The organism is Pseudomonas sp. MWU15-20650, from assembly GCF_023242475.1.
In the GTDB taxonomy this organism is placed as follows: Bacteria; Pseudomonadota; Gammaproteobacteria; order Pseudomonadales; family Pseudomonadaceae; genus Aquipseudomonas.
This window is the reverse complement of the sequence record NZ_JALJFG010000040.1, coordinates 18,333-30,961: the sequence shown is the minus strand read 5'-3', so window position 1 is coordinate 30,961 and position 12,629 is coordinate 18,333. Positions and strand designations below refer to the sequence as shown.

The window sequence follows — 12,629 nt, the reverse complement described above, 5'->3', positions numbered from 1 at the left end:
GGAGGGGGCTGGCTCCCGATGGCGCGCTAAAGGCCAATACCCAGATTGAGCAATGCCGCTCGCACCCGGTCTGCGCTCGGCCGCCGGCAATTGAGCTGGACCTGCTCCAGCCCCAGCCAATCGGCCATTTGTCGCAGGTTCAACGCCAGCGCCACCATGCCCTCTTCATCCAGCCCCGGCTCTTCTTCATGCACCGCATGCACGGCCAGGCGCCCATTGGCACGCTCGGCGCGCAGGTCGACCCGCGCGGCGATCCGCTCGTTGTGCAGAAACGGCAGCACGTAGTAGCCGTACACCCGCTTGTGCTGTGGGGTGTAAATCTCCAGCCGATAGCGGAAATCGAACAATCGCTCGGTGCGGCCGCGCTCCCATATCAGCGAATCGAACGGCGACAGCAATGCGCTGGCCGCTGCCTTGCGCGGTACTTTCGGCTCCGGCAGGCAGTACGCCAGTTGCTTCCAACCTTGCACCTGACACACCCGCAACTGCCCCTCCTCGACCAGTTCGGCCAGACGGCTGCGGCTGTCGGCGGGGTCGAGGCGGAAATAATCGCGCAGGTCTTTCTCGGTGCCCACGCCCAATGCGCTGGCGCTGTGCAGCAACAGGCCACGCTGAGCTTGGGCTTCAGTCAATGAGGCGCCTTGAAGGATGTCATCGGGGATGACGCGTTCCGGCAAATCATAGAGACGCTCAAACCCTCGACGACCGGCGACGGTGACCAAACCCGCGGCAAACAGCCATTCCAGCGCGTGCTTTTCATCACTCCAGTCCCACCATGGCCCGGCGCGCTCCTCACGGGTAGAGAGGCTGCCGGCACCCAGCGCGCCCTGTTGCTCGACGGCATGCAGCACGCGCTGGATAGTGGCCTGCTGTTCACGACCAAAGCGCGCCATCTGCGAATAGATACCCCGCCCCTGCCTGGCCCGCTCCATGCGCCAGCGCATCAGCGGGTACAGCGCCATGGGCAGCAACGATGCCTCATGCCCCCAATATTCGAACAGCGAACGCCGCCGGCCCTGGCTCCAGGCTGCCTGCTCGAGTATCGACGGGGAGTAGTTGCCCAGACGGGAAAACAACGGCAGGTAATGAGAACGCACCAGCGCATTGACCGAATCGATCTGCACAACACCCAAGCGCGCGATCATTCGGTTGAGGTGCGCGGCCGTTATCTGTGCCGGCGCCTGGCGCCCGGAAAACCCCTGGGCTGCCAGCGCCATGCGTCGAGCTTGCTTGAGTGAGAAAGACAGGTCGGTGGGCATCGGACTCTCCATAGAGGCGCGCCCACTACCCTACTGCATCCTGGCTTATTTTCGCAGCGGGTCTTGCCAGAAATGCCGGTGACGCTCTTGCTCTACATCGGCGCGATTGAGTCCGATGTCCTTGAGGGCGTCGTCGCTCAAGGTCGCCAGCAACTGGCGCTCCTGACGCAGCGCCTGCCAACGTGCAAGCGTATGAAACAGCCCGGAAAACGGCCACTTCGCCATCAACACATACCCTTTTTGACCTTTCATCTTTTCGCCCTCCAGTGGGGATGACGAGAGTGTGTGCCTGGCACTATGATCAATCCAACGAATGTTTCTTATGCAATACATCTCGGAGATTGATCAATTGGCGGGCTACCCGAGCATCGACACAGAAGTGCTGCGCACCTTCGTCGCCATTGCCGACCAGGGCGGCTTTACCCGCGCCGGGGAAATGGTCAACCGCACGCAATCGGCGGTAAGCATGCAGATGAAACGACTGGAGGAGGACGTACTGCAGCGCAAGCTCTTCGAGCGTGACGGGCGACAGGTACGACTGACGCCCGAAGGCCAGGTATTACTGGGGTACGCGCGGCGCATCCTGAAACTGCACAGCGAGGTGTTCAACACCTTGCGCGAGCCTCATATGGTGGGGCTGGTGCGTATCGGCACGCCGGACGATTACGTGATGCGCTTCCTGCCGGGGATTCTCAAGCACTTTTCCAAAGCGTATCCGTTGATCCAGATCGAGATGCACTGTGAAGCGTCAACGGTGTTGATGCAGCGACGAGACCTGGCGCTGACAGTGATCAGCCGCGAGCCTGGCAACGAAATCGGCGAGTTATTGCGCACCGAGCGCATGGTGTGGGTAGCGTCACCGTGCTTCTGCGTAGATGAGCACGAGACCCTGCCCCTGGCGATCTCTGGCGTCGACAGTTTTTGCACACAGTGGACGCGTACAGCGCTGGACGCCGCCGGGCGGGACTATCGACTGGCGTATCACAGCTCCAACGTGGCGGCGATCCAGGCCGTGGTGAGCTCAGGCTTGGCGGTCATGGTCAGCATGGAAAGCCTGGTGACCGAAGACCTGCGCATTTTGGGCAGTGACGAAGGGTTTCCGCCGTTGCCATCCATGACCCTGCGCCTGCTGCGTAACCCCGCCATGACTTCGCCGATCACCGAATGCCTGGCGGAGTACATCCTCGAAGGCTTCAAACTTTAAAGGTCAGCATCACCGCACACACCCCCAGGAATGCGCAGAACAGGCCGCGCAATACACGCTCCGGCAACGCATGGGCCACTTTTACCCCCCAACTGATACTGAGCAGGCCACCGAGCGCCAGGGGCAGGCCGATCATCCAGTCCACTTCGTGGTGCCAGGCATAGGTCACTAGCGTGACGCCGGTGCTGGGCAGTGCCAAGGCCAGCGACAAGCCTTGCGCGACCACTTGGCTCGTCCCGAAGACACTGGTGAGCACCGGCGTGGCAACTACCGCGCCGCCGACCCCGAACAAACCGCCCATGGCGCCGGACGCCGCGCCCAACACCCCAAGCCAAGGCCAGGAATAACGCATCTGAGCTGTCGGCGGTGCATTGCGGGTAAACATACGCAACAGGTTGTAAGCCGACAACGCCAGCAAAAAGGCGATAAAGCCAATACGCATGGCACCTGCATCCAGCCCCACCGCCCAGATGGACCCCAGCCAAGCAAAGCAAAAACCCATCACGCCCAATGGCAGGGCATGGCGCAATTCAATGCGATTGCGCTGGTGATAACGCCACAGCGCGAGCATCACATTGGGCACCACCATCACCAGGGCGGTGCCTTGGGCGATTTGCTGATCCAGGCCAAACAACACCCCAAGCACGGGGATGGCGATCAGCCCGCCACCAATGCCGAACAGTCCCCCGACCGTACCCAAGGCTGCGCCCAATAACAGATACATCACTAAATCCAACACCACATGCCACTCCACAATCCCGGGCCTTGCATGCTACGCAGTCGACTCTGGCGTGGAAACGCACAGCAACGCACAATGGCTATGCCAATCTCGCACAAGCGTTGCCCTATGAACCCCAATACCCTGACCGACCAACTGAGCCTGTTCCTCGACGTGCTGGAAACCGGCAGCTTTTCCGCCGCCGCACGGCGCCATCCACTGACCCCTTCGGCGGTGGCGCGGCGTATCGATAGCCTGGAAAGCTCAGTGGGCAGCCGCTTGTTCCAACGCAGCACGCATGCGGTGGTGCCTACACCGGCAGGCCTGGCCTTCGCCGAGCGTGCGCGACGGATTGTCAGCGAGCTGCAACTGGCACGGGCTGAAGCAGTGTCCCTGAGCCATGCACCGGAAGGCTTGATTCGCGTGGACGCACCAGCGGCGTTTGGTCGACGCCACCTGGCACCAGTGATTGCGGACTTTTTGAATGTGTACCCTGGGCTCGATGTGCACCTGCACCTGATCGACAGCTTCGTCGATATGCAGGGCGCGCACCTGGGTAAAGTCGACCTGGTGCTGCGCGCCGGGCATATCGTCGATACCCGCCTGATTGCCACGCCACTGGCGAGTATTGTGCGCATCGCCTGCGCCAGCCCGGCCTACCTCAAAGAACGTGGCACACCGACCCATCCTCGAGAACTGAGCGAACATGACGGCCTCGACTGGGACGGCTTGGCGCCGATGTTCGCTTGGCGCTTCGAGCTGGACGGGCGCCGTGCAACCTATCGCCCACGACGCATCCGCCTGAGTGCCAACAACGCCGAAGCCTTGCTCTGTGGCGCCCTGGCCGGGCTGGGTATCGCCCACTTACCCACCTGGCTGGCCAGTGAATACCTGGTGCGCGGTGAACTGCTGCCGCTGTTTTGCGAAAACGGTTTGCCCAGCCCGGAAACCAGTGGGATTTATGCACTGCGCTTGGAACAACAGGCCAATGCCCGTAGCCGGTTGCTGCTGGAGTACCTGAAATCCCGTTTCAGCCCGGTGCCACCGTGGGATCTGGCCCTGCAAAGCGGCTTGGTCTGATCCCCAGGCAGAATTACCTAGCGCATTAAAGATTTGCCCGCTAGATTCCAGCCCAGACACGCTTTTTCGAGGCACTGCCATGAGCAAAAACCCTGATCCCTGCAAATCCCTGATGCTGGACAACCAGCTGTGTTTCGCCCTGCACTCCACTTCGCTGCTAATGACCAAGGTCTACAAGCCCCTGCTCCAAGCCCTCGGCCTGACCTACCCGCAATACCTGGCCATGATGGTGCTGTGGGAAGAGGATGGTTTGACCGTTGGCGAAATCAGCAGCCGCCTGCTGACGGACCCGGGCTCTCTCACCCCACTGCTCAAGCGCCTGGAGGCCGAGGGCCTGTTGAGCCGGACCCGCAGCCGCGAAGATGAGCGCGTGGTGGTCGTGGAACTGAGCGATCGTGGCCGGGCCTTGCAGGGTAAAGCCAAGGGCATCCCACACTGCATACTGGGCGCCAGTGGCCTGGAGGTGGAGCAGTTGCTCAAGCTGCAGGCGGATTTGATTACGCTACGCGGCAACCTGCAGAACGCAATCTAAAGGCAATAACGCACTAAAAAATGTGGAAGGGGCTCGCCCGCTCGCCACAGGTTCAGCGCTGTCCCCAGAGTTGTGTAGAACCCTTCCCACAATGATTTTTAAACAGTTTGAAAAACTGTTTAAAAATTTATATTGCGCGCTAAACATTAGCGCTATAAGCTGGCCTCACCAACTACTTAGCGCGCAAACAATTAGCGCTAAAAGCCAAAGAGGAACGCCCCATGCAAACGCTCTATACCGCAGTAGCCACCGCCACCGGCGGCCGTGATGGTCGTGCTGTCTCCAGCGACCACATCCTCGACGTCAAGCTCTCCACCCCCAAGGAATTGGGCGGTGCCGGCGGCCAAGCCACCAACCCTGAACAACTGTTTGCCGCCGGCTACTCCGCCTGCTTTATCGGTGCCTTGAAATTCGTCGCCAGCCAGAGCAAACGCAAAATCCCGGATGATGCCTCGATCACTGCCCATGTTGGCATCGGCCAGATTCCCGGTGGCTTTGGCCTCGACATCGACCTGCACATCAGCCTGCCGGGCCTTTCCCTGGATGATGCGCAAAGCCTGGTCGACGCTGCCCACCAAGTCTGCCCGTATTCCAATGCCACCCGCGGCAATGTTGATGTACGCCTGCATGTAGCCGTCTGATAAACAGACGCCCATAAAAAAACCCGACTCAATGTCGGGTTTTTTTCGTATCGGTGGGGCCAGAATTACTTCTTGGCGCGACCTTTGTACGAACCACCTTCGCGGGTGTCGATCTCGATCATGTCGCCGATTTCGATGAAATCGGCCACTTGCAGTTCGGTACCGTTAGCCAGTTTGGCAGATTTCATGACCTTGCCCGAAGTGTCACCGCGAGCGGAACCTTCGGTGTAGTCAACCTTACGCACGATAGTGGTCGGCAGCTCTACGGAAACCAGGCGCTCTTCGAAGAAAATGGCTTCGCAGACGTCGGTCATGCCTTCTTCGATGAACGGCAGAACGGCTTCGATATCTTCAGCGTTCAGCTCGTACATGGTGTAGTCGGTGGTGTCCATGAACGTGTAGGAGTCGCCGCTGATGAAGGACAGGGTCGCTTCTTTGCGGTCGAGGATCACGTCGTCCAGCTTGTCGTCGGCGCTGTAAACGGTTTCAGTCTTGTAACCGGTCAGCAGGTTCTTCAGCTTGGTCTTCATGATCGCGCTGTTACGGCCCGACTTGGTGAACTCAGCTTTCTGAACCAACCAAGGATCGTTGTCGATACGGATTACCATACCGGGTTTCAGTTCTTTACCAGTTTTCATTGCGTATATCCGAAATTTGGATGGGGTTTACAAAAATCAAGGTGGCGTATCATATCCAACTTTCATAAAACTGTACCAGCGCCGTCGCAAGATCGGCCTGCAAGCCTTGTTCCAGACACCAGTTTTCGGCGTGCTGGTTCACTTCAGGCCAGTGTTCCAGCAGCATTTTCCAAGACTGAGCCATATCGCCATCAGCGTTCCAGGCTTGCCAAAGTGCAACCACTGCCACTTTGGCGGCAGGCGATAGCGCGGCGGTGTAGAGCTGCAGGAAGGCATCGAGTTTATCCAGGTGGATGTCCTCGTCCTGGCGATAAATGTGCCACAACAACGGTCGCCCGGCCCACTGCGCGCGCACGAACGAGTCTTCGCCACGCACGGCGTTGAACGCGCAACACCACAGCAGTGGGTCATATTGCTCCTGACGAACGAATGGAATGACCTGCACAGTCAGCGCCTCGCGCACCTGGATATCCCCTGCCGACAAGCTCTCCACCCCGAGCCAGCGTTGCACATCGCCAAGGATGCGCCCTTCCGGCACCAGCAGGTGGGTCGCACACCCATCGACCGCCAGCACGTCCAGCCAACCGGCCAGCCCGGGGTTTTCATAGGCAAACAACGACATCAGGCGCACACCCGGCGCGGGAAATACACCCAGGGTTTGCAGGAATTGTTGCTGCGCAAAAGCGTCCTTCTGAAAAGCCTGACGCTGCTCCAACAGACCCGCTTCACGCAGCAGCCCACCGGTGCCCGGACGAAAGCCGGGAAAGAAAAAGTACTTCTGCACGCCCTTGAATTTCACCGAAGGCAAACGATGACAACCCACCACCCAGTCTTCAGCACTGAGGTAATCCAGGTTCATCCACAGCGGCGGGCGCTCGCGCTCAGCCATCCTTTCCATATATTCAGGCGGTAACTGGCAGGCGAATGCAGCAATCACGACATCCGCCGAGTGTGCACCTGACCACTCGACCGGCCAGTGGCGCACTTCGACACCCTCTTGCCATTGCTGGTCCCGTTGCACATCAATCTGCGGGCACATGCGCTCGAAGGCCCGCAGGTCATCGACCCACAAACGCACTTCACAGCCGTGCTCCACCACCAATTGCCGGGCCAGACGCCAGGTCACGCCGATGTCGCCATAGTTGTCGACGACACTGCAAAAAATATCCCAGCGGGCGTTCATTCCGGGCTCCAACGTTCAAAGGGTCGATTGTCCGCATAAATGCGTTGATGCAGAAGGCTTGATCGCGATTATTCTGCACAGCGGCTGTGCGACAATCACTGCCACGCCGTCAATACCTGCCAGGAGGCCATCATGTCTGATCGTCCGTTGTCGCTGCTCAAGCTCTGTATCGCCATTGCCGTAGGCGTGTGGCTGGGCTTTATCGCCATTGCGTTGACCACCTGGCTGGTCTCTCGCTATGTGTTCCCGCAGAGTTGGGTACCTGTCGCGCAGGTGGTCCAGCAAGTGGGCAAACCGGCCGCTGTCGTGCCAGAGCCGCCAAACCGCATGTTCGAACAGTACCAACAGAACCTGCAAAAGCAGGCGCAGCAACAGAGTCTGGATCAGGCTCGCAATAACACGCGCAACCTGTCCAACCCCACATGCCAGTTCTGGCTGCAACAGGACCAGAACGCCCCTAACGAGAAGACCCGGACCAATGTCCTGCAATTCTGCGAGTGATGACCCGACACCACCATGAATAAGCACGCCGTCCTCCAGTTGATCCTGGAAAAACTCACCGTCGACCTCGACATCGCCCAGCGCGCCGCGCAGACCGCCTACGAGACTGCGACCCACGAAGAAAACATCGCCGAAAACAAATACGACACCCTGGGCCTGGAAGCGTCTTATCTGGCGGCCGGACAGGCTAAGCGGGTCGAGGAAATCAAGCAGTCACTGACGCTATGCCAGAACTTGCAACTGCGTACGTTCGATGATCAGCGGGGCATTGAGATCGGCACGCTGCTGGGCCTGGAAGACGAGAACGGCCGCCAGCAATGGCTGTTCCTGGCGCCGGATGCGGCGGGTTTGAAAGTCGACGTGGTGGGGCAACCAGTGACCGTCATCACCCCGCGCTCGCCCCTGGGCAAAAGCCTGCTGGGCAAAGTTGAAGGTGATGAGGTGGAGATTCTGGTAGCGGGCGCCCGGCAACACTTTACGGTTACCGAGGCCAGCTAACCTACGACCCCTGTAGGAGCGGTCAGTGGACGGGCAATTCAACGCCGTCGAACAACTCTTCCAGCTCTTGCTTGTTATGGCACTGGATCGCCTTGGCCATGACTTCGCGGGTCAGGTGCGGCGCGAATTTCTCGATGAAATCGCACATGAAGCCACGCAGGAAGGTGCCACGGCGGAAACCGATCTTGGTCACGCTGGATTCGAACAATTCACTGGCATCCAGCACCACCAGGTCTTTGTCGAGATGGGTGTCGACCGCCATCTTGGCGACGATCCCCACGCCCAGGCCGAGGCGAACGTAGGTCTTGATCACGTCGGCATCGGCAGCGGTGAACACCACTTTTGGCGTAAGGCCACGATGGCTGAAGGCTTCGTCGAGCTTGGAGCGGCCGGTAAAACCGAACACGTAAGTCACGATCGGGTATTCCGCCAGGGCCTCGAGGGTCAGCTTCGGCAGCTTGGCCAACGGGTGCCCCTGGGGCACGACCACGCAGCGGTTCCAGCGGTAGCACGGCATCATCACCAGGTCACCGAACAACTCCAAGGCTTCGGTGGCGATCGCAAAGTCGACGGTGCCATCAGCGGCCATTTCGGCGATCTGCATCGGCGAGCCCTGATGCATGTGCAGGGCCACGTCCGGGTATTGCTTGATGAAGTCGCGAATCACCGGCGGCAAGGCATAACGTGCCTGCGTGTGGGTGGTAGCGATCGACAGGGTCCCTTTCTTCTCGTTGGAGAACTCCTGGGCGATCTGCTTGATGCTCTCGACTTTACGCAGGATCTCGCCAGCGGTGGTGATAATGCGCTCGCCAGCCGGGGTGACACGGGTCAGGTGCTTGCCACTGCGCGCAAACACTTCAACGCCCAGCTCATCTTCGAGCAGGCGGATTTGCTTGCTGATACCGGGTTGCGAGGTGTACAGGCTTTGAGCAGTAGCGGAAACGTTGAGATCGTGGTGCGCCACTTCCCAGATGTAGCGCAGTTGTTGAAGCTTCATATCAATCCCTCAAAGCAGATAGACGCCACGGGTATCAGCGACGGTATATAACTATATTAAAGGTTAGACGGATAAATCTAGAACTTTTTATCGTTTTCTACCGATCAAATATCATCACTGCGACGACGCTGTAGCGACGGGACCAGGTAGACCGGCACCGGAGACAGCTGCAACACCCGCGCGGCGGTACGCCCAAGGGGAATCGCCACACCAGTTGCCTGGCTATGACTACCTACGATCAACAGGTCGACAGAAAGTTTACGCAACTGGTCGAGAATCACCTCGCACGGGTCCCCCTGGATCACCCGTACCGAGCGAATCAGCTTCAAGTCTTGCTCCCCGTCCCCCAACTCCTCGCGAAAACTGTCCAACACCCGTTGCTCAATCGTCGCCATTACTGTGGTCAACCCCTGGCTCTGCCATTCACTCAGGGCCTTTTCATCAAGGTAGCTCTGCAATACCGATTCGGCGAACAACCCCATGGGCTCGACCACATGGATCACATACAGGTCCGCCTTGAACGTTCGCGCCAGCGCCAGTGCATGTTGCATCACATACGGCGCATACAGACCCAGGTCCGTGGCGTACAGCATCGAACGAATCATAGAACCTCCTGGACTGCCAGGATGGCGGAGATTGAATCAGCTTAGCAGTTAGCTCTCGGTCTGGATTTTCAACTCATTACTGATGCCATGGGGCACATGCCCGGTGGCCACCACCTCCCTGGCTTTTTCACAATGGCCGGCCTGGTCATCGAAAAACACATCGGCGGCAAACGCCTCCAGGAACGCAGATTTTTCCAGGCCACCCAGGAACAATGACTCATCCAGGCGGATATCCCACTCGCGCAACGTACGGATGACCCGCTCATGGGACGGCGCCGAGCGGGCAGTGACCAACGCAGTGCGAATCGGGCACGCCTCGTCCGCAAACTCACGCTGCAGCCGGTTGAGGGCCGCCAGGAAACCCTTGAACGGACCACCGTGCAAAGGTTGACGCGCCGACTCACGCTCACTGGCCTGGAAGGCTTCCAACCCACCCGCCTGGTACACGCGCTCCGACTCGTCGGAAAACAGCACGGCATCACCGTCGAAGGCGATCCGCAATTCCTCACTCGACGCGCGGCGTGCGCCGCCCGACAGAATCGTCGCCGCAGCAAAACCTGCGTCGAGAGCGCTGCGCACATCGTCAGCATGGGTCGAAAGAAACAGATGGCAACCAAAAGCGGCCAAATACGGATAGGGACTACGCCCGCCTACGAAAGCGGCGCGGGAAATATCCAGCCCGTAATGCTGGATCGAGTTGAACACCCTCAGGCCGGTGTCGGCACTGTTGCGCGACACCAGCACAACCTCCACCCGGGCACGGCCCAGGCTGGCGTTGAGGCTCAACAGCTTCTTGACCAGTGGGAAGGCGTCGCCTGGCTCGAGGGTTTCTTCCTCGTGTTCGATCTGGTATTTGCGGTACGCCTCCACACCTTCGGCCAGGTAGACCTTGTGGCTATCGCTCAGGTCAAACAGCGCCCGTGAGGAAATCGCCAGCACCAGCTTGTCGCCCAATCCCTTCGCCATGGTGTTCCCCCAATCAGCGGTTGTGCCGATCAATAAAGCTTAATGCCTGGTACAGCGCCTGCATACGCGGTAATTGGCAACCGGCCGCTTTGGCAGCGGCTAATGGCCGAGCGTAAATAGCCGCCAGTTCCAACGGGCGCTTATGCACGTGGTCGTGGTACATGCTGGGCAGGTAGTCGTCCATGGTTTCGGTCATGGCGAACATCTGCTCGGCGTAGCTGGCAGGGATTTCATGGCCGCAGGCATGCGCACCCTGCACCACTTCGGCCATCAACGCCTGGATCAGCTCACGACTGGACTCATCCGCCATCATGGCCGTGGTGCCCGTGCCCAGCAAGACAGAGAGGCCGTTGTACGGGACGTTCCACACCAGTTTATGCCAGCGAGCCTGATGCACGTTGGCCATGGCCTGGGACTCAATGCCGGCTTGGTGAAACAGCCCGGCGCCCGCTTCGACAATCGCCTTCTGTTGCGCTTCATCGTTGGCGGCAGCCCCACTGTGATACCCCAGATTGACTCGGCCCAGCGCTTGATGCTCAACAACGCCCGGGGCAGAGCGGTGTACGCCGATGTAGCACAGGCCACCCAGCAGGTGCAGCGACGGCGGCAGGTGTTCACGCAAGCTGTCCTCCACATCAAGGCCGTTTTGCAGCAGTACCACCTTGGCATCCGGCGCCGCAACCTGGGCGATGGTCGGCGCCAGGTCCACATTGCCTGTAGATTTGGTACTCACCAACAACCAGTCGCACGGCGGCATGTCGGCGGCGCGGGCATAAGCCTGTACAGGATGCAGGTGCAGTTGACCATGCACCGTGCTGTTAAGGCGCAGGCCGTGCTCGCTGACCGCTGCGTATTCGCTGCGCAACAGGAAATGTACATCGAAACCGGCACGCGCCAGCATCAATCCATAGAAACCACCGATGGCACCGGTGCCGATAATGCCAATACGGGGTGGCTGGGGGGCAACTGCTGTCATGGCAAATCCTCTGGTGTACGGGTGAGCGCCTGGTTTACGCATTCGACCAGGTCGGGCACGGTAAGGCGTGCCTGTAATTGCCCAAGGAATTGACCCTCGCATACGAGGAACAACGCGGGCAAATGAAAGATCTGGTAGCGCTCGACCGCGCCGCCGTTATGCCCGGCGTCTACCCAGCACACGCGGTCCACCGGCAAATGCCAGCGCGGCAATTGCTGGCGTGCCCAGCGGCAACTCGAACACCCGACACTGGTAAACACAACCAGCGAAATACCTGGCAATCCCAGCAATTGCTGGTCAATATCCAGGTCGGTCAATTCCAGTTCCTTCACTATACTGCTGCCACTGCCGTCAATTGGACGGTGCTCGGAGTCCGTGTACATGGGTCGTTTTTTACCTCACCCTGATGATGTCGCTGTCGAGTTAATCCCACGCCCCTCTCCTGCTCTCCCACGCCAACGCCTGCACACTATCGGCCTGGGTGGCGTCGCCTGCAATTGGCCGCGCGCCTGGCGCCAGGGCACGGCGGTTGATCTGCGTATCCCGTCCCTGGGTACCAGCGCCCGTTATCCGGGCTATGTGGCCTGGTGCCACAGAGTTGAAAATGGCTATCGCATCGGCATCTCTTTTACCGATGAACACGCCTTGTTCGGTGCGCGAATGGGCGAACAAGTGTGCCAGATGGAACGCTACTGCCGCCTGCATGAAGACGCCGAGCCAACGCCCCAGCAACTCGAAGCCATGGCCCGCGAGTGGGTCTCCCGCCATGCGGGCGAGTTCTCCCATGAGGCCGTTGTGCAGTCAGCACTGGATTAAAGCGGGCTTTGCCCA

General features: G+C 59.6%; 17 protein-coding genes. 7 read left to right on the top strand and 10 right to left on the bottom strand.

The annotated features are described in order from the left end of the window. Window positions 1-26: 26 nt before the first annotated feature. Both M5B43_RS23590 and M5B43_RS23585 read right to left on the bottom strand, forming a co-directional pair. Window positions 27-1,259, bottom strand: coding sequence for a winged helix-turn-helix domain-containing protein (locus tag M5B43_RS23590; RefSeq protein ID WP_248752322.1), 1,233 nt, complete (start codon window positions 1,257-1,259; stop codon window positions 27-29). Between the two features lie 45 nt (window positions 1,260-1,304). Beyond that, a complete protein-coding gene (locus M5B43_RS23585; RefSeq protein ID WP_248752321.1) occupies window positions 1,305-1,511 on the bottom strand; it encodes a DUF1127 domain-containing protein in 207 nt (68 codons plus the stop codon). Window positions 1,512-1,581: 70 nt separating this feature from the next. Here M5B43_RS23585 and M5B43_RS23580 point away from each other — a divergent pair, with 70 nt between their 5' ends. After that, a complete protein-coding gene (locus M5B43_RS23580) occupies window positions 1,582-2,463 on the top strand; it encodes a LysR family transcriptional regulator (RefSeq protein ID WP_248752320.1) in 882 nt (293 codons plus the stop codon). On the opposite strand, the gene M5B43_RS23575 is transcribed toward M5B43_RS23580, so the two are convergent. After that, a complete protein-coding gene (locus tag M5B43_RS23575; protein WP_248752319.1) occupies window positions 2,453-3,202 on the bottom strand; it encodes a sulfite exporter TauE/SafE family protein in 750 nt (249 codons plus the stop codon). The genes M5B43_RS23580 and M5B43_RS23575 overlap by 11 nt on opposite strands. Window positions 3,203-3,310: 108 nt before the next feature. Between M5B43_RS23575 and M5B43_RS23570 the strand changes: the two genes are divergently transcribed. The 3 genes from M5B43_RS23570 to M5B43_RS23560 all read left to right on the top strand — a co-directional run bounded on the left by M5B43_RS23570 (window position 3,311) and on the right by M5B43_RS23560 (window position 5,434). Next, window positions 3,311-4,261 (top strand): LysR family transcriptional regulator, encoded by a 951-nt coding sequence (locus tag M5B43_RS23570; RefSeq protein WP_248752318.1) that lies wholly within the window; start codon window positions 3,311-3,313, stop codon window positions 4,259-4,261. A 79-nt stretch (window positions 4,262-4,340) separates the two neighbouring features. Continuing rightward, on the top strand, window positions 4,341-4,793 hold the full coding sequence (locus tag M5B43_RS23565) for a MarR family transcriptional regulator (protein WP_248752317.1): 453 nt from the start codon (window positions 4,341-4,343) through the stop codon (window positions 4,791-4,793). Window positions 4,794-5,014: 221 nt separating this feature from the next. Beyond that, window positions 5,015-5,434: an organic hydroperoxide resistance protein gene (locus tag M5B43_RS23560; protein WP_248752316.1), complete on the top strand. Its 420-nt coding sequence runs from the start codon at window positions 5,015-5,017 to the stop codon at window positions 5,432-5,434. A 65-nt stretch (window positions 5,435-5,499) separates the two neighbouring features. On the opposite strand, the gene M5B43_RS23555 is transcribed toward M5B43_RS23560, so the two are convergent. Together M5B43_RS23555 and earP are read right to left on the bottom strand one after the other, a co-directional pair. Beyond that, window positions 5,500-6,072 (bottom strand): elongation factor P, encoded by a 573-nt coding sequence (locus M5B43_RS23555; protein ID WP_248752315.1) that lies wholly within the window; start codon window positions 6,070-6,072, stop codon window positions 5,500-5,502. A gap of 49 nt (window positions 6,073-6,121) precedes the next feature. Then, on the bottom strand, window positions 6,122-7,255 hold the full coding sequence (gene earP / locus M5B43_RS23550) for an elongation factor P maturation arginine rhamnosyltransferase EarP (RefSeq protein WP_248752314.1): 1,134 nt from the start codon (window positions 7,253-7,255) through the stop codon (window positions 6,122-6,124). Between the two features lie 132 nt (window positions 7,256-7,387). Between earP and M5B43_RS23545 the strand changes: the two genes are divergently transcribed. Together M5B43_RS23545 and M5B43_RS23540 are read left to right on the top strand one after the other, a co-directional pair. Next, window positions 7,388-7,756, top strand: a complete 369-nt coding sequence (locus tag M5B43_RS23545) for a hypothetical protein (protein ID WP_248752313.1) — start codon at window positions 7,388-7,390, stop codon at window positions 7,754-7,756. Between the two features lie 15 nt (window positions 7,757-7,771). Further along, window positions 7,772-8,254: a GreA/GreB family elongation factor gene (locus M5B43_RS23540; protein ID WP_248752312.1), complete on the top strand. Its 483-nt coding sequence runs from the start codon at window positions 7,772-7,774 to the stop codon at window positions 8,252-8,254. A 22-nt stretch (window positions 8,255-8,276) separates the two neighbouring features. On the opposite strand, the gene cysB is transcribed toward M5B43_RS23540, so the two are convergent. The 5 genes from cysB to M5B43_RS23515 form a co-directional block, all read right to left on the bottom strand. Beyond that, window positions 8,277-9,251, bottom strand: a complete 975-nt coding sequence (gene cysB / locus M5B43_RS23535; RefSeq protein WP_128591352.1) for an HTH-type transcriptional regulator CysB — start codon at window positions 9,249-9,251, stop codon at window positions 8,277-8,279. A 104-nt stretch (window positions 9,252-9,355) separates the two neighbouring features. Beyond that, window positions 9,356-9,856, bottom strand: a complete 501-nt coding sequence (locus M5B43_RS23530; RefSeq protein WP_248752311.1) for a universal stress protein — start codon at window positions 9,854-9,856, stop codon at window positions 9,356-9,358. Between the two features lie 48 nt (window positions 9,857-9,904). Next, window positions 9,905-10,822, bottom strand: a complete 918-nt coding sequence (locus tag M5B43_RS23525; protein ID WP_248752310.1) for a 5'-nucleotidase — start codon at window positions 10,820-10,822, stop codon at window positions 9,905-9,907. A gap of 13 nt (window positions 10,823-10,835) precedes the next feature. Beyond that, the gene (locus M5B43_RS23520; protein WP_248752309.1) at window positions 10,836-11,798 is read right to left on the bottom strand and encodes a putative 2-dehydropantoate 2-reductase; all 963 of its coding nucleotides are present in this window, start codon (window positions 11,796-11,798) and stop codon (window positions 10,836-10,838) included. Continuing rightward, window positions 11,795-12,181, bottom strand: a complete 387-nt coding sequence (locus M5B43_RS23515) for a thioredoxin (RefSeq protein WP_248752308.1) — start codon at window positions 12,179-12,181, stop codon at window positions 11,795-11,797. Before M5B43_RS23515 ends, M5B43_RS23520 begins: the two co-directional genes overlap by 4 nt. Between M5B43_RS23515 and M5B43_RS23510 the strand changes: the two genes are divergently transcribed. Further along, the gene (locus M5B43_RS23510; RefSeq protein ID WP_248752307.1) at window positions 12,180-12,614 is read left to right on the top strand and encodes a PilZ domain-containing protein; all 435 of its coding nucleotides are present in this window, start codon (window positions 12,180-12,182) and stop codon (window positions 12,612-12,614) included. The genes M5B43_RS23515 and M5B43_RS23510 overlap by 2 nt on opposite strands. Window positions 12,615-12,629: the final 15 nt, after the last annotated feature.

What these genes read in the sequence shown, in the direction of transcription:
- M5B43_RS23590 (WP_248752322.1), bottom strand. Translation starts at nt 1,259, where the DNA reads ATGCCCACCGACCTGTCTTTCTCACTCAAGCAAGCTCGACGCATGGCG.
- M5B43_RS23540 (WP_248752312.1), top strand. Translation starts at nt 7,772, where the DNA reads ATGAATAAGCACGCCGTCCTCCAGTTGATCCTGGAAAAACTCACCGTC.
- M5B43_RS23555 (WP_248752315.1), bottom strand. Translation starts at nt 6,072, where the DNA reads ATGAAAACTGGTAAAGAACTGAAACCCGGTATGGTAATCCGTATCGAC.
- M5B43_RS23560 (WP_248752316.1), top strand. Translation starts at nt 5,015, where the DNA reads ATGCAAACGCTCTATACCGCAGTAGCCACCGCCACCGGCGGCCGTGAT.
- cysB (WP_128591352.1), bottom strand. Translation starts at nt 9,251, where the DNA reads ATGAAGCTTCAACAACTGCGCTACATCTGGGAAGTGGCGCACCACGAT.
- M5B43_RS23530 (WP_248752311.1), bottom strand. Translation starts at nt 9,856, where the DNA reads ATGATTCGTTCGATGCTGTACGCCACGGACCTGGGTCTGTATGCGCCG.
- M5B43_RS23570 (WP_248752318.1), top strand. Translation starts at nt 3,311, where the DNA reads ATGAACCCCAATACCCTGACCGACCAACTGAGCCTGTTCCTCGACGTG.
- M5B43_RS23565 (WP_248752317.1), top strand. Translation starts at nt 4,341, where the DNA reads ATGAGCAAAAACCCTGATCCCTGCAAATCCCTGATGCTGGACAACCAG.
- M5B43_RS23585 (WP_248752321.1), bottom strand. Translation starts at nt 1,511, where the DNA reads ATGAAAGGTCAAAAAGGGTATGTGTTGATGGCGAAGTGGCCGTTTTCC.
- M5B43_RS23545 (WP_248752313.1), top strand. Translation starts at nt 7,388, where the DNA reads ATGTCTGATCGTCCGTTGTCGCTGCTCAAGCTCTGTATCGCCATTGCC.
- M5B43_RS23520 (WP_248752309.1), bottom strand. Translation starts at nt 11,798, where the DNA reads ATGACAGCAGTTGCCCCCCAGCCACCCCGTATTGGCATTATCGGCACC.
- M5B43_RS23580 (WP_248752320.1), top strand. Translation starts at nt 1,582, where the DNA reads ATGCAATACATCTCGGAGATTGATCAATTGGCGGGCTACCCGAGCATC.
- earP (WP_248752314.1), bottom strand. Translation starts at nt 7,255, where the DNA reads ATGAACGCCCGCTGGGATATTTTTTGCAGTGTCGTCGACAACTATGGC.
- M5B43_RS23510 (WP_248752307.1), top strand. Translation starts at nt 12,180, where the DNA reads ATGGGTCGTTTTTTACCTCACCCTGATGATGTCGCTGTCGAGTTAATC.
- M5B43_RS23525 (WP_248752310.1), bottom strand. Translation starts at nt 10,822, where the DNA reads ATGGCGAAGGGATTGGGCGACAAGCTGGTGCTGGCGATTTCCTCACGG.
- M5B43_RS23515 (WP_248752308.1), bottom strand. Translation starts at nt 12,181, where the DNA reads ATGTACACGGACTCCGAGCACCGTCCAATTGACGGCAGTGGCAGCAGT.